The 25,768-nt window shown below is 38.6% G+C and carries 31 protein-coding genes, 1 tRNA gene, 1 pseudogene and 1 riboswitch; of the genes and pseudogenes, 11 read left to right on the forward strand and 22 right to left on the reverse strand.

Annotated elements, in window-relative coordinates; genetic code table 11:
• Window positions 1-271: 271 nt before the first annotated feature.
• The 3 genes from BMX11_RS21735 to BMX11_RS21745 form a co-directional block, all read right to left on the reverse strand.
• Window positions 272-1,117, reverse strand: coding sequence for a metallophosphoesterase family protein (locus BMX11_RS21735; RefSeq protein WP_090888839.1), 846 nt, complete (start codon window positions 1,115-1,117; stop codon window positions 272-274).
• A gap of 547 nt (window positions 1,118-1,664) precedes the next feature.
• Window positions 1,665-2,207: a lipocalin family protein gene (locus BMX11_RS21740; RefSeq protein WP_090888907.1), complete on the reverse strand. Its 543-nt coding sequence runs from the start codon at window positions 2,205-2,207 to the stop codon at window positions 1,665-1,667.
• 465 nt (window positions 2,208-2,672) lie between these two features.
• A complete protein-coding gene (locus tag BMX11_RS21745) occupies window positions 2,673-3,560 on the reverse strand; it encodes a DMT family transporter (RefSeq protein WP_090888842.1) in 888 nt (295 codons plus the stop codon).
• A gap of 85 nt (window positions 3,561-3,645) precedes the next feature.
• On the opposite strand from BMX11_RS21745, the gene BMX11_RS21750 reads away from it, so the two are divergent.
• The gene (locus BMX11_RS21750; protein WP_090888845.1) at window positions 3,646-4,128 is read left to right on the forward strand and encodes an Lrp/AsnC family transcriptional regulator; all 483 of its coding nucleotides are present in this window, start codon (window positions 3,646-3,648) and stop codon (window positions 4,126-4,128) included.
• Between the two features lie 10 nt (window positions 4,129-4,138).
• On the opposite strand, the gene BMX11_RS21755 is transcribed toward BMX11_RS21750, so the two are convergent.
• Window positions 4,139-4,585: a hypothetical protein gene (locus BMX11_RS21755; protein ID WP_090888848.1), complete on the reverse strand. Its 447-nt coding sequence runs from the start codon at window positions 4,583-4,585 to the stop codon at window positions 4,139-4,141.
• A 181-nt stretch (window positions 4,586-4,766) separates the two neighbouring features.
• Here BMX11_RS21755 and BMX11_RS21760 point away from each other — a divergent pair, with 181 nt between their 5' ends.
• From BMX11_RS21760 to BMX11_RS21775, 4 genes are all read left to right on the forward strand, one after another.
• On the forward strand, window positions 4,767-5,228 hold the full coding sequence (locus BMX11_RS21760; RefSeq protein ID WP_090888852.1) for an RNA polymerase sigma factor: 462 nt from the start codon (window positions 4,767-4,769) through the stop codon (window positions 5,226-5,228).
• Window positions 5,218-5,703 carry a hypothetical protein gene (locus tag BMX11_RS21765; protein ID WP_090888855.1) on the forward strand — a complete coding sequence of 162 codons (486 nt, stop codon included), beginning with the start codon at window positions 5,218-5,220 and terminating at the stop codon, window positions 5,701-5,703. Before BMX11_RS21760 ends, BMX11_RS21765 begins: the two co-directional genes overlap by 11 nt.
• 121 nt (window positions 5,704-5,824) lie before the next feature.
• Window positions 5,825-6,187 (forward strand): response regulator transcription factor, encoded by a 363-nt coding sequence (locus BMX11_RS21770; protein ID WP_090888858.1) that lies wholly within the window; start codon window positions 5,825-5,827, stop codon window positions 6,185-6,187.
• Window positions 6,188-6,305: 118 nt separating this feature from the next.
• Window positions 6,306-6,506, forward strand: coding sequence for a hypothetical protein (locus BMX11_RS21775; protein WP_090888861.1), 201 nt, complete (start codon window positions 6,306-6,308; stop codon window positions 6,504-6,506).
• A gap of 123 nt (window positions 6,507-6,629) precedes the next feature.
• Here the strand turns inward: BMX11_RS21775 and BMX11_RS21780 are convergent.
• A tRNA-Ser gene (locus tag BMX11_RS21780) sits at window positions 6,630-6,714 on the reverse strand.
• A 317-nt stretch (window positions 6,715-7,031) separates the two neighbouring features.
• Here BMX11_RS21780 and BMX11_RS21785 point away from each other — a divergent pair.
• On the forward strand, window positions 7,032-7,415 hold the full coding sequence (locus tag BMX11_RS21785; protein ID WP_090888865.1) for a transmembrane 220 family protein: 384 nt from the start codon (window positions 7,032-7,034) through the stop codon (window positions 7,413-7,415).
• A gap of 242 nt (window positions 7,416-7,657) precedes the next feature.
• Here the strand turns inward: BMX11_RS21785 and BMX11_RS21790 are convergent, their stop codons facing one another.
• Entirely contained in the window at window positions 7,658-7,876 is a 219-nt protein-coding gene (locus BMX11_RS21790) for a cold-shock protein (RefSeq protein ID WP_090888867.1), read from the reverse strand.
• A gap of 131 nt (window positions 7,877-8,007) precedes the next feature.
• Between BMX11_RS21790 and BMX11_RS21795 the strand changes: the two genes are divergently transcribed.
• A complete protein-coding gene (locus BMX11_RS21795; RefSeq protein ID WP_090888870.1) occupies window positions 8,008-8,736 on the forward strand; it encodes a LytR/AlgR family response regulator transcription factor in 729 nt (242 codons plus the stop codon).
• A 17-nt stretch (window positions 8,737-8,753) separates the two neighbouring features.
• Here BMX11_RS21795 and BMX11_RS24450 read toward each other — a convergent pair whose 3' ends face one another.
• Complete coding sequence (locus BMX11_RS24450; protein ID WP_175474641.1) at window positions 8,754-8,894, reverse strand: hypothetical protein; 141 nt, start codon at window positions 8,892-8,894, stop codon at window positions 8,754-8,756.
• Window positions 8,895-8,950: 56 nt separating this feature from the next.
• Between BMX11_RS24450 and BMX11_RS21800 the strand changes: the two genes are divergently transcribed.
• Entirely contained in the window at window positions 8,951-10,111 is a 1,161-nt protein-coding gene (locus tag BMX11_RS21800; RefSeq protein WP_090888872.1) for a sensor histidine kinase, read from the forward strand.
• 217 nt (window positions 10,112-10,328) lie between these two features.
• Window positions 10,329-10,514, forward strand: a complete 186-nt coding sequence (locus BMX11_RS24180; RefSeq protein WP_139180251.1) for a hypothetical protein — start codon at window positions 10,329-10,331, stop codon at window positions 10,512-10,514.
• Window positions 10,515-10,657: 143 nt separating this feature from the next.
• On the opposite strand, the gene BMX11_RS21805 is transcribed toward BMX11_RS24180, so the two are convergent.
• From BMX11_RS21805 to serC, 15 genes and pseudogenes are all read right to left on the reverse strand, one after another.
• Window positions 10,658-11,170 (reverse strand): sigma-70 family RNA polymerase sigma factor, encoded by a 513-nt coding sequence (locus tag BMX11_RS21805; protein ID WP_090888875.1) that lies wholly within the window; start codon window positions 11,168-11,170, stop codon window positions 10,658-10,660.
• Window positions 11,171-11,298: 128 nt separating this feature from the next.
• Window positions 11,299-11,949 carry a response regulator gene (locus tag BMX11_RS21810; RefSeq protein WP_090888878.1) on the reverse strand — a complete coding sequence of 217 codons (651 nt, stop codon included), beginning with the start codon at window positions 11,947-11,949 and terminating at the stop codon, window positions 11,299-11,301.
• Window positions 11,950-12,015: 66 nt separating this feature from the next.
• Complete coding sequence (locus tag BMX11_RS21815; protein WP_245738738.1) at window positions 12,016-13,128, reverse strand: PAS domain-containing sensor histidine kinase; 1,113 nt, start codon at window positions 13,126-13,128, stop codon at window positions 12,016-12,018.
• A gap of 81 nt (window positions 13,129-13,209) precedes the next feature.
• Entirely contained in the window at window positions 13,210-14,055 is an 846-nt protein-coding gene (locus tag BMX11_RS21820; RefSeq protein ID WP_090888880.1) for an alpha/beta hydrolase, read from the reverse strand.
• Window positions 14,056-14,196: 141 nt separating this feature from the next.
• Window positions 14,197-15,246, reverse strand: coding sequence for a HesA/MoeB/ThiF family protein (moeB, locus tag BMX11_RS21825; RefSeq protein WP_090888883.1), 1,050 nt, complete (start codon window positions 15,244-15,246; stop codon window positions 14,197-14,199).
• Window positions 15,247-15,248: 2 nt separating this feature from the next.
• Window positions 15,249-16,364, reverse strand: coding sequence for a 2-iminoacetate synthase ThiH (thiH, locus tag BMX11_RS21830; protein WP_090888886.1), 1,116 nt, complete (start codon window positions 16,362-16,364; stop codon window positions 15,249-15,251).
• Window positions 16,357-17,121: a thiazole synthase gene (locus BMX11_RS21835; protein ID WP_090888889.1), complete on the reverse strand. Its 765-nt coding sequence runs from the start codon at window positions 17,119-17,121 to the stop codon at window positions 16,357-16,359. The genes thiH and BMX11_RS21835 overlap by 8 nt, the downstream gene beginning before the upstream one ends.
• Window positions 17,122-17,131: 10 nt before the next feature.
• A complete protein-coding gene (locus BMX11_RS21840; RefSeq protein WP_090888892.1) occupies window positions 17,132-17,767 on the reverse strand; it encodes a thiamine phosphate synthase in 636 nt (211 codons plus the stop codon).
• Between the two features lie 13 nt (window positions 17,768-17,780).
• Entirely contained in the window at window positions 17,781-18,377 is a 597-nt protein-coding gene (locus BMX11_RS21845) for a thiamine phosphate synthase (RefSeq protein ID WP_090888895.1), read from the reverse strand.
• Between the two features lie 6 nt (window positions 18,378-18,383).
• Complete coding sequence (gene thiC, locus BMX11_RS21850; RefSeq protein ID WP_090888897.1) at window positions 18,384-20,261, reverse strand: phosphomethylpyrimidine synthase ThiC; 1,878 nt, start codon at window positions 20,259-20,261, stop codon at window positions 18,384-18,386.
• Window positions 20,262-20,277: 16 nt separating this feature from the next.
• Window positions 20,278-20,481 (reverse strand): sulfur carrier protein ThiS, encoded by a 204-nt coding sequence (gene thiS, locus BMX11_RS21855; protein WP_090888899.1) that lies wholly within the window; start codon window positions 20,479-20,481, stop codon window positions 20,278-20,280.
• A 61-nt stretch (window positions 20,482-20,542) separates the two neighbouring features.
• Window positions 20,543-20,631: riboswitch (TPP riboswitch) on the reverse strand.
• Between the two features lie 217 nt (window positions 20,632-20,848).
• A pseudogene (locus tag BMX11_RS21860) lies at window positions 20,849-21,121 on the reverse strand (PepSY domain-containing protein); the annotation flags it as partial.
• A 493-nt stretch (window positions 21,122-21,614) separates the two neighbouring features.
• Window positions 21,615-21,755: a hypothetical protein gene (locus tag BMX11_RS24455; protein ID WP_175474642.1), complete on the reverse strand. Its 141-nt coding sequence runs from the start codon at window positions 21,753-21,755 to the stop codon at window positions 21,615-21,617.
• A 12-nt stretch (window positions 21,756-21,767) separates the two neighbouring features.
• Entirely contained in the window at window positions 21,768-22,889 is a 1,122-nt protein-coding gene (locus BMX11_RS21865) for a DUF1015 family protein (protein ID WP_090888901.1), read from the reverse strand.
• A gap of 3 nt (window positions 22,890-22,892) precedes the next feature.
• Window positions 22,893-23,990, reverse strand: a complete 1,098-nt coding sequence (gene serC, locus BMX11_RS21870; protein ID WP_090888903.1) for a 3-phosphoserine/phosphohydroxythreonine transaminase — start codon at window positions 23,988-23,990, stop codon at window positions 22,893-22,895.
• Window positions 23,991-24,312: 322 nt separating this feature from the next.
• Here serC and BMX11_RS21875 point away from each other — a divergent pair, with 322 nt between their 5' ends.
• Both BMX11_RS21875 and BMX11_RS21880 read left to right on the forward strand, forming a co-directional pair.
• Window positions 24,313-24,783, forward strand: a complete 471-nt coding sequence (locus BMX11_RS21875; protein ID WP_175474643.1) for an Lrp/AsnC family transcriptional regulator — start codon at window positions 24,313-24,315, stop codon at window positions 24,781-24,783.
• 158 nt (window positions 24,784-24,941) lie between these two features.
• Entirely contained in the window at window positions 24,942-25,406 is a 465-nt protein-coding gene (locus BMX11_RS21880; RefSeq protein ID WP_090888913.1) for an Lrp/AsnC family transcriptional regulator, read from the forward strand.
• Window positions 25,407-25,768: the final 362 nt, after the last annotated feature.

Raw genomic sequence — 25,768 nt, forward strand, 5'->3', positions numbered from 1 at the left:
AACTCACTAGATCATTGAATAAAATCTACTACCCTCAGAAACTCAGCTACAAACAAAAACTACACACTCATAATCAACAGTTACAAAAACACCCCGATAGAGAGCAAATGGCTAAAAACATAAAAACCCCGACATCCATCGGGGTTATATCAACTAACCTAAACTTTATAAATACTAACCAAATATTTATAGCGCAAAGATGCAGCAGGTATGTTAGTAAAAGATTAAGTTCATGTTATAATTAACTAATATAATTTATGCTTCCTATTAATTAAAATGTAGTTTCATTGAGCACAGGAGTTTGACTGGCATTTACCTGATGGGTAGAAATGGTGCTATCCTCATTCACTTCAACAATTCGATAACCTTTGTAAGCCGTTCCCCAATTGCCGCCGAAATGCGCATCAAAAAAATGTGGCAGTTTATTGGTATAAAAAACAGCATCCAAACTGTGATCGTGGCCATGAAACACAGCTTTGATATTGGGATAGCGATGAAGCAATTCAATGGTATCGGGGCATTCTACAAAAGGACTTTCGGGCACCCAAAAATGTGGTGGTATGTGTAATACCACAAAAACGGTCTTCAAATCTTTAAACTTATCCAGCTCCTGCTTTAGAAAATTATTATCCGGGCAGCGATACACACCCTTGGTATCGGATGTATTTGCTAAAACAAAGCCTACACCATTTTTCTGAAAGGCAAAATTATCTTCATAACCGAATACATTTTTCCAAATAGTGGCATCTGCATGATCATGGTTACCCGGAATAGCGTAAAAAGGAACTTTAAGCCTATCAAAGTAATTCTTTTTCACTTCAGGCAATAGCTCTGGCCTGTCGTGAACCAAATCGCCGTTAATAATAACAAAATCCAAAGGATTGTGATCATGCGATTCATTTAGCCAACGCACAATGTTCTCGTGATCTTTTTTGTAGTCTGTTTTAGGTTGCCCGTAGTGACCATCGGAGGCAATGGCAAAACGTAATTTAACAGGTTTATTTTTTGCAGGTAATTCATCCCCTAAGTTTTCGGCTATTGCTGGCACTACCGGATTCAAACCAGCTAATACAAAACTGGCCAAACTACTTTTAATAAAGAATCTTCTGTTAGACATATGACTTAATTGTTTAATTAAAAATAAGATATTTTAATCATAAAAAAGGCGATTGACCTGATGCCAATCGCCATAAAAAATCTGCAGAACACAGGCAAGGCTCTGCTCGTTTTTAATATCTTACGTTAAATAATTATGCTTAGCTTAATATTTAGCAGCTTAATGAGGCGTTCTGCTTGTCCACAAAAGTATCTCCGCTATTTTAAGCCAATATATCCTTTTGATTAAAACTACAATAAGATAATACAACAAGTGTTAAGGAATTATTTGCCCGCAAGTCAAATCACATTGCTTTATTTACTTACTGTTTTTAAATAAATAACAATAGCTTAACTTGACACTAATACGGGATATATTTTTTTTGAAAAGCAAGTACGCGAGCGCTTCGGTTGGGTACCGTCCCGCCATTCATTACAATCTTTTTAAACGAATTCCCGTGTAATAAAGATCGTCCTATGGTTTAAAAAGCATTTTCATTACTGTCGGGTTTAATTCCGTAAATGCAGTAGCTCCCGGGCAATGCATTTAGAAAGTATTACACCACCAGTTAATCCTGCCTTGTCCAAACCAGTTTGTCTGTATCATAACCCAATTCTTCGGCTTTTTCTAAATAATCTTGTTTTACCTGGTTGGGAATAGTTCTGTCTCTCGAAAGAATCCATAAATATTTGAGGCTTTTACCAGCAACCAATGCATATTTGTACTCGGGGTCGATTGCAATTACATTGTATCCTGCATAAAACGGCCCAAAGAATGATACCTTTAGCCTGGCTTCCGTTTCTCGCCCTATAAATTTAGCCTTACCTACGCTTTCCTTCCACTCATTTTTAATTGCATTAAAACCCCTGTTGGCTACTTTTATTGTTCCATCATTTCGTAGCGAATAGGTAGCCGTTACCTGGCTTAAATTTCTTTCGAATTTAAAATCCATACGTGCAATTTCGAACCATTTACCCAGGTACTTTTCCTTTTTGAAGGGTTTAACAGCCTGAGCGCCTTTAGGGATAGTTGCACATGAACTCAAATATATAGCAAGGCCAACCACCGCTGTTGCCGCCAATATGGTATTTACTTTACTGGATGTTTTCATATTATTGAAATAAACAGTTTTGCCTTTAAATGGTTTGAGGATCAAGTAGCGAGAATCTAGTAGCAAGAATCTAGTAGCAAGAGCAAAGTAGTAAGAATCAAGACTTCAGACTGAAGACTTCCGACTAAGGACTATGAACTGAAACCTACTTTCTTGCCAATAAAAATATAGCGAGTAGAATCAGGACACTTCCCAGAATATCCCCTGCCCTGTCCGTAGAGTTAAGCGCAGCGTCTCTACGGATTACAACATACCGTTGAGTTTCAGAACTCAACATTATTTAAACCGAGTCAAAGACTCTCCTCCATTAAACAATCCCTAGAACTCCTGCGGAACTCGACGGACAGGATTGGTTTGAGAATCAAGCAGTGAGAATCTAGTAGCGAGAATCGAGTAGTGAGAGCAAAGTAGTAAGAATCAAGACTTCAGACTGAAGACTTCCGACTAAGAACTACGGACTAAAACCTACTTTCTTGCCAATAAAAATATAGCGAGCAGAATCAGGACACTTCCCAGAATATCCATAGATCCGAAGCTAACCTTTAACCAGAATACTGAGATTAACGCAGCTGATAGGGGTTCGGCGGAGGCCAACAGGCTGGTGGTTTGTGCACCAATCCATTTAACTGCTGAAAGGTAAGCGTAAAAAGCTACCACACTGCCTAAAAAAATAATAAAGGCGGTAGAAATGTAGGTATCCAAATCCCAGGTTCCCTCCACCTGCCATGGAACCCGTACAAAACTAAAAGCAATTCCTCCAATAAGCATTGCCCAGCCTATTACCACAATAGCATGGTAGCGATGTAAAAGCTTTATCGGTTGAATGCTGTAAAAAGCCAGGGCAACTGCCGAATTAATTCCCCAGAACAGGGCTAATCCCGATATGGAAAGACTGTTAAAACTTCCATGTGTTACCAATAAAAATGTTCCTGCAATGGCTAAAACAATTGCTAACATGGAAAACACCCCCGGCAAGCGTTTATTCACTATAGCCAGGTAAATGGCAATAAGTGCCGGCCCTGCATATTGCAACACCGTTGCCGTGGCTGCATTTGAATGCTGAATAGCCGCAAAGTAGGTATACTGCACTAGCGGTATCCCAATAAGTCCGAAAATGAGCAAGGCTAAAATATCGGTATTACTTTTCCAGATATTAAAAATATTAAGGCCAAACCTAAAGTAACCAAGGGCTAAAAGAATTAATCCAGACGAAAGACAACGAACGGTAACCAGCCATGCAGGATCAACACCCCTATTGCTAAAAACAAACTGTCCGAATGTACCCGAAACTCCCCAAAGTGTGGCTGCCAGAATTGCCAGTAAGAAACCTTTTAATTGATTACCATTTTCCATTGGGAGCAAAACTATTTCAATAATGGGGAATAATTTTCTCTATTTTGAGGGCTATTTTGCAATTTTGTTTCATCATTTAACTTCCATGTCTAAGTCACAACCAACATCTGCCCCATTAGATCATTTCGATCTGGCTATACTCCGCATACTGCAAGAAAACAATTACACACCACAGCGCAGCATTGCCGAAAGTGTAAACCTCTCCGCAGCTGCTGTTCATCGAAGAATAAAACGAATGGAAGAAAATGGCACTATTCAAAGTCAGGTAGCAGTGGTAGATCCAATTAAAGTAGCCATTCCTATAACCATTATGGTTGAGGTAGAAATGGAAAACGATAAGATTGAGTTGGTTCGTAAAGCCAAACAAAAATTCTGTTCAATACCTGAAATACAACAATGCTATTATGTAACCGGCGAGGTAGATTTTATCCTGATCATTAATGTAGCGAATATGACCGCATACGAAGCATTAACGACCAGGCTATTTTTTGATAATCCAGATATTAAACGCTTCCGAACATTCGTAACCTTAGACCGGGTTAAAGTGGGATTAAGTTTGCCTATTTAAGGCGCAGGCGTTAATCTGTCATGATGAAACGGTCAAATGTTGCCTTACCAGCCGTTAACTGATCTGCAGGGAAACCTATAAAATTGAGTGTAAGTTTATCATCCTTTACGGTAAAGCTGGCCTTATCATATACTTTTTGGTTGACAACAGTGGTTACACTTTTATCGCCGTTACGGCTAACGCTTTCTGTAATAACAATATCTACAGCATTACCATTAACCGTATATTTCCCATGTAAAGAGGTTGAATGCGTATTATCTAAAACAGTAACCATTGAAAAATCCAGGCCCACACCGAAAGAAATCCTTCTTAGCACACTTCCGGTATTGGTTTCTCTCCAGTTTCCTACTAAGCTATCAGAAGTTGTTGGTGTTTGAGGTAATTTTTCCTTTTTGCAAGAAGTGATAGCTATACTTGCAAATATTGTGAATACGAATATTTTAAAAGCGTTTTTCATTTAATTTGTTATTTTTTACCTTAAACGCAACTCATTCAAATAACGCTACAATTTAACACTAAAATACTCGAAAACAATTGAATAACATTTTTTTCACCTGCTTTTTTCTTTGAATGTATAGATTTTATTTTTTTGCACTTATCTTGCAAAGCAATTTCATAAAAAAGAATCATCCCAGCATATGTTGAAAGCTGCTAAGCAATCTCCTTACAAAACCCCTGTTGATATCCGCTGGATATACAATAAATATAGCGCCATGCTCTTAGGCTATATACAAGGTACCCTAAAAAACCAGCATCATTCAGAGCAACAACTGGTTAAAATTTTTAGTAGTTATATGAAAGAGCACAGCAACTACGGTGCAGAACAGCTCACCTGGCTGCATTTACGCCAGTATGCCCAGAAGCATTTATCGCAACTACATCTAAAAGCACAAGATTTAGAGGTAAGTGTTGTTTCTGCACCTCCCAACAATAAGATTTTAGCATTATTAGATGCAACAGAGAGAACTGTTTTCTCTGAAATGTATTACCATAGAAAATCAATCAGTTATTTGTCTGGCATTTTGAATCTACCAGAGAATGAAGTACGCGGTCTATTAAAGTCTTCTTTAGATAAAATCAGGAATGCCCATGGAAATTAGAAAAATAATCGAAAGCGGCCTCTTAGAAACCTATGTAATGGGGATTGCTACTGATGAGGAAATTACACAAGTAGAAAATTTGAGTGTTAATTTTCCTGAATTTAAGGAGGCTTTAACCCAACTTGAATTAGACATGGAGTTCTTGGCTCAAAATATGGCTGTTCCTCCTCCACCATTAGTTTATGAAAAAATTGAGCAGGAAATTAATGAGATCAAGCTTCGTGATCAGCAATTGCTTAAGATAGATAAGCATACCGATGAAAAAACCTACAAATCTCCTGGTGAACGCTACATAGAAGTAGAATCCTCATCTAGCCACATGCGCATTCATAAAGCATGGCGATGGGTATTTGCCGCAGTTTTTGTTTTAGGAAAGGTATTTCTTGGCTTTGCCATTTATTATTATCTCGAAAATCGCCAGGCTCAGGAAAGAATTGAAGAACTGAAGCAGGAAATCAGAAGTAAAGCGCCCTAATTTAGCAGTCGTTTTTATCGCTTCGAAATTCGCATAAAGTGGATAACTCTACCAAGGTGGATAATTTCTTTAAACCAGTGTAAAGCCTCCTGCGTTAATCAATTAAAACGAAGGAGGCTTTATGAAAAAGTGCATCTATGTAGTAGAAGACAATATTAGCATCAGCGAAATAATTGAGTTTCTTTTAGTGGAGGAAATGTACGATGTGATTACCTGCCCTAATACACGCGAATTTTGGTTGCAAATGAATAAGCATCTTCCAGATATGGTTGTTCTGGATGTAATGTTACCTGATGGAAATGGTATTGATGTTTGCAGTCAATTAAAAGCAAATGCCCTAACCTATCAAATCCCGGTTATGATGATGTCGGCGGGAAACAATCTTTATAAAGTAAAGTCAAAATGCGCCGCAGAAGATTTCATTAACAAACCTTTTGATTTGAATGACTTTGCTGACCGGATAGAAAAGTACGTTACCAATTAACTGCTGTTTAAAAATATATTTTGTCCCGAATTAATTTTATTACGTTGATGTACAGACAGAAACAAATTATCCGGTAATAAAACTATGTCAATTAGGGTAAAGCATTTAGTTTTGTGTTATGGCACAAAATAACATCAGCAAACTCTTACAGAACAAACTGGAGACTTTAAAAATTGAAGTAGAACAAGCACAGGCAGAACTCAAAAAATGGTCGGACATTGCTGCCGAATATGAAGCAGGACCAGAAAAATTTGAAATGCTTTCTTCTCTATTTTTTCCTGAATCGGAAGGAAAGAAAGCAAGAAAAGCTAAAGGATAAAATTATTAAGGGGAGATGGCCACAGCATCTCCCCTTTTTTTATGGTCAATATTTTGATTTCGTTAAGACTAATGGATAATATTAAAACAAGAAAAGCCACCTTTTCAGGTAGCTTTTCTTAAGCGGAAAGTGAGGGATTCGAACCCCCGGACCTATGACAGTCAACAGTTTTCAAGACTGCCGCATTCGACCGCTCTGCCAACTTTCCGGAGGCAAAAGTACGAACTAAGTTGATTTCTACAAGTTTTTTTTTTGCTTTTATCTTGCTTTAAACCCTAATAAGGCACGAATGATCTGATTTCTTGCACCTTAGCAAATTATTTTTTTTTCATTTTTTTATCTGGTGATCCAAATGGAACGATTTTTAATTGTTTTGGAACTTAAAATTGGTCAATTGAAGATGGCAGGAAGAAGGTATGTAGGTAAATGCTGATGTACCATTGGAAGATTGATCTTCGTAAATTATTTAAATTTAAAGTTCATTCTCTATTTTTACCCTTCCAATAATTTAACACACATCAACCATTGAAAATTTTCAACCTTCTATCTTGTCTTTTATTTATTTTATCAGCAGCACTGCAATACAATGACTCTGACCCCTACCTTTGGGTGCCGATATACCTGTATGGTGCCTGGTTTTGCTTTCAATACTTCAGGGGAATATATGCCCCGAAAGCCTACCTGGCTGGTATCCTGATTTACTCGGCTTATGCACTTCTATTATTTTTTGATCAAACCGGAGTAATGAGCTGGTATAAGGATCATGAAGCAGAAAATATTGTTCAAAGTATGAAGGCCACTAAACCGTGGATTGAAGAGACGAGAGAGTTTGGAGGCCTACTGATCCTTATTGTTGTGCTGGCCATAAACTATTTAAGCTTGAAGCATAAAAAATCACACCATAATTAGCTGTTAATCAGAAACATAATCCCGTTCAAGTATAAATGAAAGCGTTAATTTCGATATAAATGAACGGGACTTTTGAATTGCATTTCACAGGTAGAAATTATTTTAAACTCACCGTACCTGCAATCTCAGCAGGTAGCAGTAAGTTTATAATTCCAAAGATGAAGTAAATATGCGCTAAGAAATATTTAAATCCCCGTGCATTACACATAAAGGAAAGAATCCTTGATGAAAAGGTCTTTTTCTTACATTATATCTGACTGGCTGATTTCTATATCCTTTGCCTGACTGCCAATTTTAAGCTTGCTTACCTTGTAGCGAACGCGCATACCAACCTTGAATTTGAGCACTAAACCTGCTTTTGACTGAACTTCATCGGCAAAAAGTACTTCGCCATCATAATCTGGTTGGATAAATCCAAAACCTCTGTTTGGATCATACCATTTAATTGTTCCTAAAGCCATTCTCGTGATTTTTGTCAATATAAAATTAGCCCAATACACTGATATCAAAATATTTATACCGATAACGTTATTAATTCGTTACGAAAAGGCGTATTTTCGTTATGAATTTGACTACAGAAAAGGACTTTTAAATGATTAAGTGCATAGTTATAGATGATCAGTTCAGTTCTATAGAGGGATTGAAAAAGTACATAGAGGATACGCCAAACATGCGGTTAATTGCAAGTTATAACAATCCTTTAGTTGCACTTAAAGAATTAACCCATTCCGATCCCGCAGATGTAATCTTTATGGATGTAGAGATGCCCCAGATTTCGGGTATAGAACTGGCGAAAGTACTACGCGCTAAAACGAGAAAGCTTATTTTTACCACCTCCCATCAGGAATATGCATTTGAGGCTTTTGAAGCCGATGCAGATGCCTATTTACTGAAACCTTACAGCTACGCTAAGTTTGCCCTTACGTTAAACAGATTATTTGAAGATCAGGCGGAGGAAGCTCCTAATCAGGAAGACTTTTTTTTTGTAAAGAATAAGGAAGAAGAACATAAAGCTGTTTTAGTGAGATATGACGATATTATCGCTTTTGAGAGTTTTCATAACTACATCAAGATTTATACAGACAAAAAGGTCATAATTGCGTATCTTACCTTAAAAGACGTTAAAGAACAGTTAAACCTGAAGAAGAATTTTATTCAGTTACACAGAGGCTATATCATTTCTATTGATCACATTATGCACATAGATGGGTCAAGAATTACCTTAAGTAATAAAATAAGTTTCAATGTAGGCGACGTGTACAATGAAGAATTTAAGGCATTTTTAGGTGAAAAAGTAATTATCAGCAGCCGCAAAAAATAGCCACTGCTGATTGTTTATCAAATCAAAAGACCAGAAGTAGAGGTAGAACTCGTTGTGGTATTGGTGGGGTCTGTAGCCTTTTGATGATTAGAGTCGTTTATAATTATAGATTTTTTAAATACAAAAAGGATTCGTTTACTTAATTTTTGTGCTTTCATAATCTTTATTTTTATGAAAGCTAGTTGGTAATTCAACCTGTAAGGATATTGGTTATATGAAAGGTTCTATTTTCGGTTCAAAGCGGATAAAAAGCTATTCTGTAAGCCTGGGCAAATTTTGGTCTGGCTACAGCATACATATTATTGCCTGGGCAGCCTTTATCACCTGGGAATCGGTTATTGTAGGCCTGATGTATGGGGCATTTGGTAAACTGGGCAACTATGTAGTGCACTATGCGGTTAACATCAGCTTCTTCTACTTCTATACCTGGCTTTTAGAAAAAGCAACTTTATCATCCCGGCAATCTATCTGGAAAGTACCACTTTATGCAAGCCTGGGTCTGATTATTTATATCGGCTTTGTTTTTCAGATGGATAATCTTCTAATTGCCTATACCAAATTAATCACTGTAGATCCCGGCACAACAATAAAAAGATTATTAACCCAATTTTGGCGAGGTACCTTTTTTGCACTTTTTGCCACAGGATATTTTTTCTTAAAGCGATTTATCAGTGAACGTGCAGAAAAAATACGTGTAGAAAGACATCGTTTTCAAATGCTTTTAGAAAAAGAGCGTGTAGACAAGGAGTTAGCGCAAGCAAAGAATGCCTTTTTAAAAGCACAGATTAACCCACACCTTTTATTCAATACCTTAGAAATTATTCATCAAAGAATTAAGCGTTATTCTCCTGAGGATGCGCAGATCATGATTAATCTTTCTGAAATGATGCGTTTCTCTGCCGCTGTTGATCAACAGGATGGGCTTATCAATTTGGGAGAAGAAATTGAACAGTGTGAGAATTTAATACAAATCCAACATTTAAATCAGGGAGAAATAGCGGTGGATCTCGCCTATGCCCCGGATGTTAGCGAATATAGATTTATTCCGCTGGTAGTGTTAACCCTGCTTGAAAATATGTTTAAACATGGCAACCTCCACAGTTTGGATTATCGTGCCAGCTTGGCGATCTATGCGGAATCAGACTGGCTTAAGATCGAATGTATCAACGTACCTAACAGGATTAAATCTACTGTAGGATTTGGATCGGGATTAAAGAACATAGAATCGAGGCTTGCTTTTGCTTATCCCGGAGACTATCAGATGAATGCTGGTTTAGATGAAGATGGAAATTTCAAAATTGAAATCTCCGTAAGAAAAACAGTATTAAAAAAACAGGTTAGAATCGTCAATACATCTATAATAAACAATAATTAAGCAAGAATTATCACCAATTCAGAAAACAAAGCACAATTAATTCCATTAAAAAACTTAAATTCTTACCCAAATACCAAAATTCATCACAACACTACACCCAAACCTTCTCAAAAAATCACAACACCCTGATATAAAAGAAATTAAATTCAAAAATACTTGACAAACGTTTGTTTTTTAGCTATATTTACGAATATGCACCAGATTAAATCAACTCATCATGAAAAAAGTACTTTTTTTCCTATTGGTTTGTTTGATTTCCACATTAACCTTGTGGGCCTGTGTAACGCTGTCTGAACCTGAACTGGGGTTAGGAACTGCCCTGCTCATACTCCTCCTTTATTGCTGGTATAATTTTTACGGCTACAGGGGGAAATATAATAGTCCACGCTTTAAAGCCGACTAGCGGTAGTTTGAAAAGCTAAAGCATTGAACCCAGCTTCTGTAAACCAATCTTAATTATCACTGAAAGACTAAATTACTAAGCTGAAAGCCTAAAGCATTTTCAAACTATCTTACATATCCATATGATCAGCTGAAAACTAAAGCTTACCTGGAGCGATAGGCTTTCAATTGTTTTTTAAGCAGTTCGCGGGCAACATGTATACGCGTTTTAACGGTCCCTAAGGGCAAATTGAGCTCTTCAGCGATTTCATGATACTTATAACCCTCGAAATAGCGACAGAAGCAGTATCTAGATTCTTCTGGAACGCAAAGTAGCGCACGTTGTATATCTTCCATTATAAACTTGGCACTTCCACGATTCTCGTGTGCACTATGATGGAGTTGAGCATTGCTTACCTCATCATCTGCCGTAATTACGGCTGCGCGTTTCTGATCCCTTCTGTAATCATTATAAAAAGTATTTTTAAGAATGGTAAAAAGCCATGCCCTAACGTTGCTGCCTAATTGAAAACTATCAGCAAATCGAAACGCCTTTACAAAAGTATCCTGAACAAGATCGGCTGCTGTAGCCTCATCTCTGGTGTAAAATACTGCTTTTTCGTAAAGGGGTGCCCGATATTTATAAATTTCTGTGTTAAAATTTAAGGTCAAATGCATACAATTATTGTTTTTGGTATAAGTTGAACAATTGACCTTTTCGGTTGTTGACGGGAAAAATACCCGACTTTATACGGAATTTTTAGTTGAAGCTAAAAATGGGATAAAAACGGAGAAAATTTAGCGGTTTAGGTTACCAATCCATTCAATACCGAAAAGCGAACCAGGTCGGCTGTATTTCGTGTTCCGGTCTTTGCAATTAAGTTTTCCCGTTGTGTTTCTACGGTTCTTCTGCTTAAAAAAAGTTTATCTGCAATCTCTTGATTGGTCAATCCTTCGGCGATGCCCTTTAGCACTAAACTTTCTCTTTCAGACAGATTTAAATGGTGTTTATTGTGATAATTCCGACCTCCAAGCTGGCTGTTGAATCTTTCTAAAATAGAGATACACAAAGCAGAGGCCAGATACCTTTTACCCTTCATCACGTGCTTAATACAAAACAAAAGTTCCTCTGCTTCAATACTTTTTGAAAGGTAGGCGCTGGCACCAGCTAAAAATGCATCTGATGCATATTGTTCCTCTTCCATCATGGAGAGACAAATTACATGGGTATCCGGACTTATTTTTTTGATTTCACGAATTAAATCCAGGCCATTTTTTTCGGGCAGAAAAATATCAGAAATGACCACATCAACTTCAGTATTCTGGTTCAGATAAGCTAAGCATTCGGCTGCCTGGTCTGTCTCCAAAACCACATCAATTTCCGATTGGTGTTCCAGCATAAACCGGATGGAACTTCGCACAACATGATGGTCATCGACCATAATAATTTTGATCATAAACCAAATATAATATACCGCTGCAAATTTGAAAAACCGCTATGCTGACCATTCATTTTTTAGGGCTTATTTGGGCAGTTCGATATAAAAAGTACTGCCTTTTCCTTCTTCTGATTCGAACCAAACCCGTCCTTTATGTAGTTCCACTATTGCTTTGATAATCCCCATTCCAAATCCGCCCGTTGGCTCTCCTTTTATTCCTTGACGAAGTGTTTGGGGCAAGCGATCGAAAAGGCCTGGTTGCAAATGCTTGGGAATTCCTATTCCATTGTCTCTAACAGAGATGATAACCGAATTATCCAGCTCTTCTGTATGCAGGCCGATAAAACCATTGGGTTCTGGTGTAAATTTCAGCGCATTTGAAATAAGATTATTGATAACCTGAAGAAATTTCATCGTATCGAGATGGATAAAGATTTTCTCGTGAGATGTACTAAAATGAAAGGTTTTGGTATCAGACAACTGCGATCGGCGATAAAAACGTAACATATCTCTCAATTCATTAACCAGATCTGCCCTTTCTTTACCGATTTCTACTTCAGCAGATTTGAGGAACTCTCTATTAATCATGCTCCTTACCAGGCGCAGGTTTCGATCGCAGAGGTCGTGAATAAAATCTACTGCATCCATCATCCCGTCATACTTCCCTCCCTTTAGTTCATTAGCCATGTGGCTGGCGGTCATTTGCATCATACCAAATGGTTCCTGAAGATCGTGAGCCAATACTTCCAGGGTAATATTTTTTCTGGCATTGATCTGCTCGATGTGGATTTTATTGTGTCGCATCACGGTGGTGTCTTCCATCATTCCGCAAAGCAATAGCTCTCCCCCATTATCTATGGGAAATATACTGACTCTAACATATTTTTCCAGGCCATTAATACTTAATCGGAATTCGTACTTTTTAGCCTGATTATCCGTCAAACACTCAAAATAACAGTCTTTTACATGCTCTTTATCTTCCGGATGTATTTGCATCCACAAGATAGAAGGTTCAGCTTTAACCTCGGATATGGGAATTTCCCAAATGCTTGAAAAGGCATCATTGAGGTACTGAAAGTCTTTCCCGATAGGGTGAAAGATAAAATATCCATCTTTAGACATTTTACCCATTTCTACAAAAATCGAAGTATTGACCATAGACATACTAGATGTTGTTTTATTTTTCGATTTTATCATCAATCGAACTATTTTTCAAACAGTTGAGTTGCCAAATAGTTTTACTACAAAAAAGGTGTTCCTCATTGAAACACCTGTCATTTATTTTTGCGTTGATTGATTAAAAAAACGGCTAAAGAATAGCATCTGATAATTGATTGCATTTCCCCAATATTCCCAGTTGTGAATGCCCGGTCGAATGATGAAATCGTGCGGAATGTTTCTTTCTAACAGCTTATCATGCAGATTTACATTTACAGTATAGAAGAAATCGTTGTAACCGCAATCTATAATAATGGAAAGTTTATTGGGTGTTAATAAATGGGTAAGGTTGATTACGGTATTGGCTTCCCAACGATCGGGATATTCACTGTATTTACCTAATCTTTTAGCTATGTCCCAGTTTTCCGGGAAGGGACGAATATCTACTCCTCCACTCATACTGCCACAGGCTCCAAAAATATCCTGATGACGAAAAGCAAGGTATAATGCACCGTGTCCGCCCATGCTCAAACCGGTAATGGCCCGACCTTTCCGATCCTTAATGGTAGCATAATGGCTGTCGACATAATTAACCAATTCTTTTGAAACATAGGTTTCGTACTGATAGGTTGGATCTACAAGACTATCAAAATACCAACTGGTTACGCCTCCATCAGGGCAAACGACAATGATTCCCAATTGATCTGACAATCTTTTTACGGTTTGTCTATCGGGAACTTTGGTTAACCAACCAGAATATTTATCACCGGCACCATGTAAAAGGTATAACGTTGGCATTGCCTTATCTTTACTGTAGCTATCAGGCCTTACAATAGCAGCCTTAATATCTTTTTTCATGATGTTACTGTGGGTCAGCACGGTATCAACACTAGCAGCATGGCTATTAGATAAAAATATGACCAGGCCAGTTAAGGTAGCTACCAAAAAAATAGGGATGTTTTTCATTGATAAGATTTTATTGGTTTAAATATAGATGATCTGTTACTGAGTAGCAAGTATTGATTACCGTGGGTGAGATCCGTGAGTTGATTTAAATGGTCCGTGAGTTTTATTTATATGGTCCGTGAGTCACGGACCATGGGTTTACTAATGGTTTAAACCTCCTTTTAAGCTGTAAGAATTAATTCCAGATAGGCTTCGATGTAAGAACACAGCCATTTTACTTTTTTGCCCGGTTTGGCAGTAAAAAACTATTTTTCTGTCTTTTGGGAGTTCATCCAGGCGGTCTTGCAACTCATACCAGGGTATATTGATCCCTCCGATATTTAATGCTTCAAACTCATGCTCCATACGAACATCTACCAGGAAAATTGGATTAGAGAGATCCATCTTCCATGTATCAAAAGTAACGTCATCAATTTCGATGATCTCATCAGGCTTTACCGCAGCTACCTCTTGTTGAACCGTCGTTTCTTCAGTTTTGGGGATATCATAAATCAATGTCGTATTGTTAAATATATCTACAGTTTTTAATTTCCCAACCAACACCTCTCCTTTCCCGGTGATCACTTTAATTACTTCAACAGCCATATAAGAACCAATAATACCTGGCAAAACACCTAAAACCCCAATATCAGAACAATTGGGAGCTTCATCTTCTGCCGGGGGCTCCGGGAATAAATGGCTATATCCTGAAGCACCCTGATAGTGAAAAACAGACAGTTGCCCTTCAAATTTGAAAATTGATCCAAACACCAATGGCTTTTTAAGCCTGGCACAAACTGCATCAACCAGGTATCGGGTAGGAAAATTATCCGAACCATCTACAATGATGTCATAATGTGCAAATATGCTTTCGGCATTTTCAGTTGTTAACCTTTGGGCATAAGACGTAAGCTCTACATGCGGGTTAAGTATATTTAATTTCTCTACAGCTACCTCTACCTTCTTTCTTCCGATATCATTTTCTGAATAGAGTATTTGCCGGTGTAAATTGCTTATATCCACTACATCATCATCTACCAAACCCAAATTCCCTACACCAGCAGCAGCTAAATATTGCAGTATGGGACAGCCTAAGCCACCCGCACCAATAATTAATACTTTAACCCTTTTCAGTTTCTCTTGTGCCTCGATCCCAAACTCTGGTAGGATGGTTTGCCGGTTATACCGCTGAAGTTCTGCTTTCGTTAACATATTTAAGGGTTTAATACATTGTCCCAATCTTTCCAAACAGGCTCGTAACCAGCCTTTCTAATCATTTCTGCCACCTCAGGTGCAGTACGTTCGTCTGAAATTTCAAATTGCTCTAAAGATTCAAGCTCCACAGCGTATCCACCGGGGTTAGTTCTCGATCCTGCGCTCATGGCGGTTATGCCTAATTTAAGTACATTATTTCTAAAAGCGATAGTTTCTCTGGTTGACAAAGAAAGCTCTACCTCCTGATTAAAAATCCGATAGGCACAAATTAACTGCACCAACTCCCGGTCGTTCATGTTTACCTTAGGCTCTAATCCACCGCTAAACGGCCTCAACCTTGGAAAGGAAAGGCTGTATTTACTTTGCCAATATCGTTTTTCTAAATAGGATAAATGCAATGCGGTAAAAAAAGAATCTGTGCGCCAATCCTCCAATCCAATCAGCACGCCCAAGCCCATCTTATGTATTCCAGCACCACCCAGGCGATCTGGAGTTTCCAACCTGTAATCGAAATTTGATTTTTTCCCTTTGGGATGGTGTTTACGGTAATCTTCCTGATGATACGTTTCCTGATAAACCAAAACCGTATTTAAGCCCAGGGGAATTAACCGTTCGTAATCTGCTACATCCATGGGTTGAACTTCCATGGAAATGTGTGAAAAATGAGGCTTAATTAAATTCAGTACCTTTTCAAAATAGTCTACATGAACGGTCTGATTGGCCTCACCTGTAACCAGAAGCACATGGTTATACCCCATATCTTTAATTACTGCAACTTCCTGCATAATCTCCATTGGGCTGAGCGTTTTCCGTTTCACCTTATTATCATAACTAAAGCCACAATAAGTACAAATATTGTTGCATTCATTGGAGAGATAAAGCGGAACATACATTTGGATAACCTTGCCGTAACGCTGAAGCGTAAGCTGATGGCTTAACTGCGCCATATCTTCCAAGTAAGGTGCTGCTGCAGGCGATACCAGGGCCATAAAATCGTCTAATGACCGTTGGGGAGCAGTTAGCGCGCGTTCTACATCTTTAGCGGTAGAATCGTAAATCTTTTCCTTGCTTTCCTGCCAGCTATATTGGTAAAAAATATCTTTAAAACTAGTCATTTAAAAAGGAGGTTAAAGGGCTTGTAGAAATGGCTTCCGATTGAATGCGGCCAAGGCCCGCTTCATAGGCAATTCTTCCGGATTCTACAGCCATACTAAAAGCCCGGGCCATTTCTATCGGGTTTGCAGAACTGGCGATTGCTGTATTGACCAATACCGCATCTGCCCCCATTTCCATTGCTTTGGCGGCATCAGATGGGGCACCAATTCCGGCATCTATAATTACAGGAACATTGCTTTGCGCAATGATAATTTCTAAGAAATCGAAAGTTTTTAATCCTTTATTGCTTCCAATTGGAGAGCCTAAAGGCATTACTGCAGCTGTTCCTGCTTCTTCCAGGCGCTTACAAAGCACCGGATCGGCATGAATATACGGTAACACGACAAAACCTAATGCGGCCAGTTGTTCTGTTGCTTTTAGGGTTTCAATCGGATCGGGCATTAAATATTTAGGATCGGGATGAATCTCGAGCTTAATCCAGTTCGTTTCCAGTGCCTCCCTTGCCAACTGAGCGGCAAAAACTGCTTCTCTCGCATTGCGTACGCCTGAGGTATTGGGCAGTAAGTGAATATGAGCATGTTTCAGGTGGTTAAGAATATCGTCGCTGGCATCGTTCATATCTACACGCTTTAAGGCAACCGTAACCAATTCGGATCCTGAAGCCAGGAGCGCATTTTCCATTTCTACAGCGGAGCTAAATTTCCCTGTGCCTGTAAATAATCTCGATTGAAATATTTTATCTGCTATTTTTAACATCGGTGATGGGTTAAACGGTTTGAATATTGATTTCTTTTTGAATTTTTTGGTAGGCACGGGAAATATCTGGCTGATTGGTTAAGGCAGCTGATACTGCAACACCATAAACTCCGGTTTCCATAACCGAAGCAACGTCTTCCACTCCTATACCTCCAATAGCGATGATTGGAATAGACAGGTGGAGTGCATTGAGCCTTTTTATGATATCCTGAAAGCCCTGTGCACCTAAAATCGGACTAAGTTTTTCTTTGGTTGTGGTAAAGCGGAAAGGTCCAACCCCCAGGTAGTCTACCTTTTCCTCTATACGCTGAATGACCTGTTCAAAGGTATTTGCCGTGCCTCCAATGATTTTATCTGGCCCCAAAATAGCTCTGGCCTCTTTTACAGGCATATCTTCCAGCCCTAAATGAACGCCATGAGCCCCCACCTTTAATGCGATTGCCGGATGGTCGTTAATGATTAGCTTCGCAGCATGCGTATTGCATAACTCCATCGCCTTTTCAGCAATTTGGAGTAACGTATTTTCATCCGTATTTTTCACTCTCAATTGAATCCATTTTGCACCGGCAAGAAGTACGTCTGCTATTGATTTCAAATGATCGCCTGGTGTACCGCCTTGTGAGATATAGTGTATTCTATCAATCATATTATTTTATCTTTTACTGAAACTCATTGGTTTCTAATTCCTTTTGAAGAAGTTTGAAGGTGTTGAGGGCATTTGAAGGATCATTCCATAAAGCACCCAATACTGCTGCACCATCAAACCCCATATCTGCTACCTGTTTAATATTCTGAGCAGAGATACCACCAAGCGCAACAATCACTGGATCATCATTTGTTTTATCCAGCTTAAAGTGTTCATCTACCAGTCCCATGTAACCTGTTTTAGATAAACTGTTAAACACTGGACTAAAAAAAGTATAGCTGAATGCCTTAACTTCTTTCAGCTTAGCTAACTGGTGAATGGATGTACTGTAAATACCATTTTCAGCTTTTATAAAAAGTTGTTTGGTACGTTCATATTCTGGATAATGGAATCGGTTTATACCGTAATTAACTGCCAATTCATGATACTGGTGCAAGGCAATTTTATGGTGGTATTTCGGATTAATAGCCTCAATATACTTGCTATAATCATCTCTTGACACCTTTTCCTTCCTCAAATGATAAATCTCCAAACCTTCATCAAACAACTGATTTACAATTTGCTTCTCCCCTTTGTAGGCTATCGGATTAGAAATTACAATGAGCTTCATCCTGGTTTACAAATAGATTTCGCTTCCTTTATTTTTAAATTCCTGTGCCTTTTCCTGCATTCCCTTTTCGAGCACCAATTGTTCATCCAGCCCTTGCTTTGCCGCATATTCACGTACATCCTGCGTAATTTTCATCGAACAGAAATTTGGTCCGCACATGGAACAAAAATGGGCAATCTTTGCACCATCTGCAGGAAGGGTTTCATCATGAAATTCTCTTGCAGTATCTGGATCCAGGGCCAAATTAAACTGATCTTCCCAACGGAATTCGAAGCGGGCTTTACTTAAAGCATTGTCTCTGAACTGTGCTCCGGGGTGTCCCTTGGCCAAATCTGCCGCATGAGCTGCAATTTTGTAAGTAATTACGCCATCCTTAACATCTTTTTTATTGGGTAAACCCAGATGTTCTTTCGGGGTAACATAGCAAAGCATGGCAGTGCCGTACCAACCAATCATGGCTGCACCAATAGCCGAAGTAATATGGTCATAACCCGGTGCAATATCGGTAGTTAGCGGGCCTAAAGTGTAAAAGGGTGCTTCCGCACAATGTTCCAGCTGTTTTTCCATATTTTCTTTAATCAGGTGCATAGGAACGTGCCCTGGTCCTTCAATAATGGTTTGTACATCATGTTGCCAGGCAATTTTGGTTAGCTCTCCCAGGGTTTCCAATTCAGCGAATTGGGCGGCATCATTGGCATCGGCAATACTACCTGGTCTTAATCCGTCACCTAAAGAGAAAGAAACATCATAAGCCTTCATGATCTCACAAATCTCAGCAAAATGTGTGTACAAAAAGTTCTCCTGATGATGTGCCAGGCACCATTTTGCCATAATAGAACCACCTCTCGATACAATACCGGTAATCCGCTTGGCTGTTAGTGGAATATAGCGCAACAGTACCCCTGCATGAATAGTGAAATAATCTACCCCTTGTTCTGCTTGTTCGATTAGGGTATCTCTGAAAATCTCCCAGGTTAAATTCTCTGCCTTACCATTTACCTTTTCCAATGCCTGATAAATGGGAACGGTCCCTATCGGAACTGGTGAATTGCGGATAATCCACTCTCTGGTTTCATGAATATTTTTCCCTGTTGAAAGATCCATAATGGTATCTGCACCCCAACGGCATGCCCAAACAGCTTTTTCTACTTCTTCTTCTATGGAAGAGGTAACGGCTGAATTACCGATATTCGCGTTGATCTTCACCAAAAAATTGCGGCCAATAATCATTGGTTCGAGTTCAGGGTGATTGATGTTACATGGAATAACGGCCCTCCCTGCAGCTACTTCCTGCCTTACAAATTCAGGTGTAATGTATCCTTTTGGGGTATTTGCCCCAAAACTCTCTCCTTCGTGCTGGTGATTTAAAAAAGGTTCTCCGTTTTGCTCATACCATAAATCTATCCGTTGATTTTCTCTTATGGCAATGTATTCCATCTCTGCCGTGATGATACCCTTTTTGGCATAATGCATTTGAGAAACATTCATTCCCTTTTTGGCTCTGAAGGGTTTGTTGATGTGTGCAAATCTCAACCCATCCAGCTTTTCATCTGCCAACCTTTGCTGTCCGTAGGCAGAACTCAGGCCTTCCAGCTGCTCTACATCTTCCCTTTTGGTAATCCAGGATTCCCTAAGCTTGGGCAATCCTAATTTCACATCAATTTCGGCATTTACATCGGTGTAAGGTCCGCTGGTATCGTAAACGGTTACGGGAGTGTTGGGTTCTGTCAATCCAAATCCGTTGTGGATTTTAGTTTCCGTTAAACTGATTTCCCGCATGGCCACTTCAATATCATGAAGCTGTCCTTTTACAAAAACTTTTTTGGAAGCTGGGAATGGATCTCGGCTGATTTGTCCGGAGATGGTTTCTTTTTGGTTTTTCATGTTGATTAGATTGCTACTATCCGCCCTGAGTGGCTTTAATGACTGTTAATTGGTCGCCATGTTGAATGGAATGGGTATTCCACTTCGATTTGGGAATGATTTGTTGATTAACAGCGATAGCTATTCCTTTGGTGTTGGGAACTTGCATATCAGAAAGCAACTGCTCTACCGAACAGGTTTCTCTTAATTGATAGTTTTGATTGTTTATCGTTATTTCCATTTGACTCAAATTGGAAAAACCATAGGAATTGCCCCATTACGGGGAATGAAAAGACAGCAAATAATTTGCTCTTACTTTTCCCTTCGGCGGTACTAACCGCATCAGGTTCAAAGGGTATATCTCAGCACAAGGGCACCCCTAAAGTTTTTTGTAAATGTATAAGATTAATCTATCCGAACAAAAATTAATTTATTTTCTATGCTGATTACAACACAAAAATGGCTCTCCATATAAATGAAGAGCCATTTTGATTAAAAAATTTATTTTCCTGCCTATAAAAATTAAAAACAGGTAAAAACTGAAAATAAATCACTTCTATTTCAGTAAATAAACAGCATAAAACGCCTTAACAAACTAAAAAGGTCATTTATTCTACTTCAACAACTTCTGTTGGCTTAGTTACAGGCTTAGGATAAATTCTTTTAGGTACATTGCCCGTTTTTAACCCTGAAACCGGAATAGCATCCTTCTTTTTTCCCTTCTTTTTAAATTTCCTTCCATACCAGATTAAGAAACCTGTTATAGGTAAACTTGCTCCAATAAGGGAAGCTAAAAAAGCCAACACCTTACCCGGAAAGCCTAAAATACTTCCTACGTGGATGTCGTAATTCATTTTTCTCAGTTTACCAGCTAAAGAAGCCGATACTTAAAGCGGAAGGCAGTTGGCAGTTTGCAGTTAGCAGTTTTCAATTTTCCGTTAAACAATTCATCAATTAAACAGTTAAACAACCCAGCAACCGATAATCCAATTGGCAGTTTTCAATTCACAGTTAGGCACTCAAACAACTCCTGGATTAAACAGTTAGACGATTAAACAGTTAAACAACTCACCGACTGAACAACTCACCAACTAACCGACAGAGCAGTTGGCAGTTTTCAATTCACAGTTAAACACTCAAACAACTCCCCGATTAAACAGTTAGACGATTAAGCATTAAGACAACTCACCGACTAACCGATTCACCAACTAACCGACAAAGCAGTTGGCAGTTTTCAATTCACAGTTAGACATTCAAACAACTCCCCGATTAAACAGTTAGACGATTAAACAGTTAAACAAACTCACCGACTAACCAATTGCACATGTACTCCTCGAGAAGAGCCAGCATTACAAAAGACACTCCGTTATTTCCTCAAAAATAATCCCGTCTCCTGTCCATCTTTCTTTTTTGAATGGAAGCAAACAGTACCTTAATGGTTCCCCATACCAGTACTGCTCCAATAATTGAAGTTGCCAATAACATTCCTACATCTTCTGTATTAAGCCCTAGCATGCGTATTTTATTTTAAAGTTGTTGATGTGCTGTTGGGTTATTTTTTATCGGTAATACGGCATTCATCATCATACCAGATGGAACTTTTGGTTCTATGTAAGTAGATTTTGGCGGTAAGAACGAAGCTCTTTTAGCATGGGAGATGAAATCGACGGTATCCATTTGATAAAGCGTAAAAGCGATCAGATCTGTATTCGATTCGATTTCTTCAATCATTTTACTCCAGTTTTTATCGGGTACATTATTGAGTCTCTCATCGGTTTGTGGATCATCAATACCTAAAACAGGAGCTAAAATCTTGTGCTGTAGAACCACCGAGTCTGGTTGCGACAACAATTCCCTTGTATTGGATTTTAAATCTAACTGATACCAAACAGATTGATAGTACATTCCAAGCCTATGTTTACGGTCGGGGCGATAGGGCACATTATTCGGAATGACTGAAATAAAATAATATTTTTCAATTTCCTTCAAAAAAGAACCGCTGCTTAAGGCCTTATCCAGGTTAATGACGCGGTGGAAAGGGCTTATCGTAATCGCGTCCCATGGAACAAACAAAGTACTAATTCCTTGAAATTCTTCTGTTTTACCCAAATAAGCGGCCTCTAAACGGTGGTGACCATCTGCTACATATATTTCTTCGAGTTTGCCTATACAATCGGATATCTCTTGAATAAGTTTAAGGTCTGTAATCTTCCAGATCGTATGCCCTAAACTATTCCAGGGTTGCTCCATTGGATCGATGTTCTGTTTAATCTGATCGATCAATACTTCCAAAGCCGCAATGGGTTGATGAACCATTACTACGGGAGATTTTTCCCATGATCTGTTTTTCCGATCATTTTTAATGGATTCTACCTTGTTACAGAGCGTTTGCTCATGTCCCTTGATAACCGATTCTGGTGTTAAAGCCAAATCAGTAAGTGCCCATATAGCCGATTTCAACAGGGTTCCTTTATTAAATTCATATAAGTAAAATGCCGGATTGGAATCTATGTGTACAGGGTTTGGGGCTAAGGATAGGTCGCGGTGCGAAACATATTCCTGCGACTTATCATCTGATAGTTTGGCAAGCAGTATTTCCAATGTTTGCACACTGGGATGAATAGCCGTTATGGGAGCAATTTTAACCATAATTTAGGCAAGTTGGAGGGTTTGTTCTAATTTACGACTATTTTCAAATTGTTTCATTGCATTTACAAGAACTTCTACGCTGGCAATTGGAAGTGCGTTATAAAGTGATGCCCTGAAGCCTCCTACTGTCCTGTATCCCTTAATCCCCACTAAGCCTAGCTCCTCTGCAAATTGCAAAAATGCTTTTTCAGTTGCTTCATCAATAGCTTTAAAGGTTACATTCATTCTTGACCGATGTGCAACATTGGCGGTTCCCTTAAATAGTGGATTCCGATCTATCTCCTGGTAAAGCATATTGGCTTTTTTAATGTTCATTTTCTCTATGCCTTCTACCCCACCCTGATCTTTTAACCATAATAAATTAAGCATGGCCACATAAATGGAAAATACAGGTGGTGTATTGTACATGCTATCATTGTCTCTAAAGACGCGATAATCCATCATTGCCGGCACTTCAGCCTTCACACTATCTAAGAATTTATTTTTAGCTATAACCAGGGTCATGCCTGCTGGTCCCATATTTTTTTGTGCCCCCGCATAAATCAGATCGAAATCTCGCACATTTATTCTCCTCGAAAAAATATCTGACGACATATCACACACGAGTGGAATACCAAAACCAGGAAACTCAAACATTTCCGTTCCTTCTATGGTGTTATTTGAGGTGCAGTGCAGGTAAGCAACCCTTTGATCATTACTGGAATAATCGGGGATATAGGCATAGTTTTTATCTTTTGATGAGGCAATAATTTCTACTTCACCAAATAATCGGGCTTCTTTTATGGCCTTCTGTGCAAAGTATCCGGTGTCCAGGTATGCTGCCCGTGATTTTTTCTGTAAAAAATTCATAGGTACCATGGCAAACTGTGTACTTGCCCCTCCTTGTAAAAAAAGTACGGAATAATCGTTAGGCACATTTAAAAGTTCTCTTACCAATAACTGTGTTTTCCTGATTACATTTTCAAACGCTGCCGAGCGATGAGAAACTTCCAAAATAGAAAGACCAGAATCATTCCAGTTGATTACGGCATTTGCTGCCTGTTGCATAACCGATGGTGCCAAAATACATGGACCTGCTCCGAAGTTGTGTTTTTGCTGCATTTTTTTTTATTGATTGGGATGATAAAAACTATAGCTTAAAGTTCAGTACTATAGCGTTTTACCGTAGATCAAATCTTTTTTTTGATAAAAAAAACTTTTTTAGAGGGGTTAAACCACTCAGAAATTTGGCCGAAACTAAATTGCGCTATTCTTTACAGAATTTAATTTTTTTAGCCTCCATATTAAACCCCCAATAAATGTATTTTTTACACTAAGCAAAAAGCAGTTCAAAACGCAAATTTTTACCTTACACTCCAAATTTTTAAGTATTTTAGCTTCATCCAAACTCAAATAAAAAACTATTTATATACACTAAGTAGCTATGGCAGAAGTGAAGAAGTTAGACCAGACAGATATCAGCATCCTTAACCTGCTTCAAAAGGATGGCTTACTTACTTACAAAGAAATTGCGGGAAAGTTAAAAAAGAGCATGACCCATATTGCCGAAAGGATTAAGCAATTAAAAACTGAGGGATACATTAAGAAAACGGTCGCCTTGGCTGATATTCAAAAACTTCGCAACTTATTTATTGCTTTCCCGCATATACAACTTACCAATCATTCTGAAGAAACCATTAAAGCCTTTAAGAAAGAAATGACGGGATACCCACAGGTAATGGAATGTTACCATTTGACTGGACATTATGATTTTATGCTTAAAATTGTGATGCCGGATATGGTAGCGTACAATGAATTTTTAAGAGAAAAGATTGGAAGCCTCCCTTACATCGGAAATATTCAAAGTTTTTTAGTTCTTTCTGAGGTGATACACGAAACTGCATATGAATTATAGCCTCAAAAAGAGAATTTTAACACCAAAACAAACACAAACTTAAAAATTACAAACAATCAAGCTTGAATAAACCATATTTTTTATGGTTATTTGTTATATTAATTCAAATTGTAATCCAAAAATTACTTCAAACAAACCATTTTATCATTTTTAAAGGTATGCAAAACGAAATTGACAACGTTGATCTTGGAATTCTTAGATTACTACAAAAGGATGCTTCCTTAACTAATAAGGAGTTGTCTTTTAAGCTCAACAAGTCTATTGCTACCATACATGAAAGAATCAGGCGACTGAAGGAACAAGGTTACATCAAGAAAATTGTCGCCATTTTAGACCGTAAAAAGATCGACCGGAATCTCATTTCCTTTTCTCAGGTACTGTTGAATGACCATACCCAAAAAACACTCAATGAGTTTGAAGAACAGGTAACTAAGTTTCCTGAGGTAATGGAGTGTTTGCAAATGACTGGGGCATACGATTTCATTTTAAGAATTGCAACCAAAGACATGGAGTCATACCATGATTTTTACCGAAACAAACTGGCAACGTTGGCTAATATTACCACTGTGCAGAGTTTCTTCGTGCTTTCCGAACCTAAGAGTGAAACAGCGTATCCTATTTAGTGCTAATTCCAATATTAGTCCTGAGTCTCTAGTCGCTAGTCTGGAGTCTTGGGCGGATATTCTTTGCAACGATATAGTAAACCGCGATTTTTTTACCACCTTAGGCACCTAAGTTTTTCATGCTGTATCTGCTTGACCGTAACACTTTTTTAGTCTGGAGTCAAGAGTCGTTAGTCTGGAGTGTTGGGTCCATATTTAGGCGCATAGCCCGTAACAAGCAACACTTTTTTAGCCCACAAATGTATCGTAGATCCAGCTCCCCTACTTTTCAAGGAGGGGGTGAGGTAGCAACTGCGTAGGCGGGGTGGTTTTTGTCTATACCACCCTGTCCGTAGAGTTAAGCGCAGCGCCTCTACGGATTA

The sequence above is a fragment of the Pedobacter rhizosphaerae genome (assembly GCF_900111155.1).
In the GTDB taxonomy this organism is placed as follows: domain Bacteria; phylum Bacteroidota; class Bacteroidia; order Sphingobacteriales; family Sphingobacteriaceae; genus Pedobacter; species Pedobacter rhizosphaerae.

Coding starts and splice junctions, on each gene's coding strand:
- BMX11_RS21740 (WP_090888907.1), bottom strand. CDS start 2,207: ATGAAAACATCCAGTAAAGTAAATACCATATTGGCGGCAACAGCGGTG.
- thiH (WP_090888886.1), bottom strand. CDS start 16,364: ATGACTAGTTTTAAAGATATTTTTTACCAATATAGCTGGCAGGAAAGC.
- BMX11_RS21805 (WP_090888875.1), bottom strand. CDS start 11,170: ATGCATTTGACCTTAAATTTTAACACAGAAATTTATAAATATCGGGCA.
- BMX11_RS24450 (WP_175474641.1), bottom strand. CDS start 8,894: ATGAAAGCACAAAAATTAAGTAAACGAATCCTTTTTGTATTTAAAAAA.
- BMX11_RS21760 (WP_090888852.1), top strand. CDS start 4,767: ATGTTGAAAGCTGCTAAGCAATCTCCTTACAAAACCCCTGTTGATATC.
- BMX11_RS21845 (WP_090888895.1), bottom strand. CDS start 18,377: ATGAAGCTCATTGTAATTTCTAATCCGATAGCCTACAAAGGGGAGAAG.
- BMX11_RS21790 (WP_090888867.1), bottom strand. CDS start 7,876: ATGGCTTTAGGAACAATTAAATGGTATGATCCAAACAGAGGTTTTGGA.
- BMX11_RS24455 (WP_175474642.1), bottom strand. CDS start 21,755: ATGCTAGGGCTTAATACAGAAGATGTAGGAATGTTATTGGCAACTTCA.
- moeB (WP_090888883.1), bottom strand. CDS start 15,246: ATGTTAACGAAAGCAGAACTTCAGCGGTATAACCGGCAAACCATCCTA.
- serC (WP_090888903.1), bottom strand. CDS start 23,990: ATGCAGCAAAAACACAACTTCGGAGCAGGTCCATGTATTTTGGCACCA.
- BMX11_RS21840 (WP_090888892.1), bottom strand. CDS start 17,767: ATGATTGATAGAATACACTATATCTCACAAGGCGGTACACCAGGCGAT.
- BMX11_RS21800 (WP_090888872.1), top strand. CDS start 8,951: ATGAAAGGTTCTATTTTCGGTTCAAAGCGGATAAAAAGCTATTCTGTA.
- BMX11_RS21795 (WP_090888870.1), top strand. CDS start 8,008: ATGATTAAGTGCATAGTTATAGATGATCAGTTCAGTTCTATAGAGGGA.
- BMX11_RS21880 (WP_090888913.1), top strand. CDS start 24,942: ATGCAAAACGAAATTGACAACGTTGATCTTGGAATTCTTAGATTACTA.
- BMX11_RS21820 (WP_090888880.1), bottom strand. CDS start 14,055: ATGAAAAACATCCCTATTTTTTTGGTAGCTACCTTAACTGGCCTGGTC.
- BMX11_RS21875 (WP_175474643.1), top strand. CDS start 24,313: ATGGCAGAAGTGAAGAAGTTAGACCAGACAGATATCAGCATCCTTAAC.
- BMX11_RS21775 (WP_090888861.1), top strand. CDS start 6,306: ATGGCACAAAATAACATCAGCAAACTCTTACAGAACAAACTGGAGACT.
- BMX11_RS21770 (WP_090888858.1), top strand. CDS start 5,825: ATGAAAAAGTGCATCTATGTAGTAGAAGACAATATTAGCATCAGCGAA.
- BMX11_RS21815 (WP_245738738.1), bottom strand. CDS start 13,128: ATGATAAAATCGAAAAATAAAACAACATCTAGTATGTCTATGGTCAAT.
- BMX11_RS21810 (WP_090888878.1), bottom strand. CDS start 11,949: ATGATCAAAATTATTATGGTCGATGACCATCATGTTGTGCGAAGTTCC.
- BMX11_RS21745 (WP_090888842.1), bottom strand. CDS start 3,560: ATGGAAAATGGTAATCAATTAAAAGGTTTCTTACTGGCAATTCTGGCA.
- thiS (WP_090888899.1), bottom strand. CDS start 20,481: ATGGAAATAACGATAAACAATCAAAACTATCAATTAAGAGAAACCTGT.
- BMX11_RS24180 (WP_139180251.1), top strand. CDS start 10,329: ATGAAAAAAGTACTTTTTTTCCTATTGGTTTGTTTGATTTCCACATTA.
- BMX11_RS21735 (WP_090888839.1), bottom strand. CDS start 1,117: ATGTCTAACAGAAGATTCTTTATTAAAAGTAGTTTGGCCAGTTTTGTA.
- BMX11_RS21865 (WP_090888901.1), bottom strand. CDS start 22,889: ATGGTTAAAATTGCTCCCATAACGGCTATTCATCCCAGTGTGCAAACA.
- BMX11_RS21835 (WP_090888889.1), bottom strand. CDS start 17,121: ATGTTAAAAATAGCAGATAAAATATTTCAATCGAGATTATTTACAGGC.
- BMX11_RS21750 (WP_090888845.1), top strand. CDS start 3,646: ATGTCTAAGTCACAACCAACATCTGCCCCATTAGATCATTTCGATCTG.
- thiC (WP_090888897.1), bottom strand. CDS start 20,261: ATGAAAAACCAAAAAGAAACCATCTCCGGACAAATCAGCCGAGATCCA.
- BMX11_RS21755 (WP_090888848.1), bottom strand. CDS start 4,585: ATGAAAAACGCTTTTAAAATATTCGTATTCACAATATTTGCAAGTATA.
- BMX11_RS21765 (WP_090888855.1), top strand. CDS start 5,218: ATGGAAATTAGAAAAATAATCGAAAGCGGCCTCTTAGAAACCTATGTA.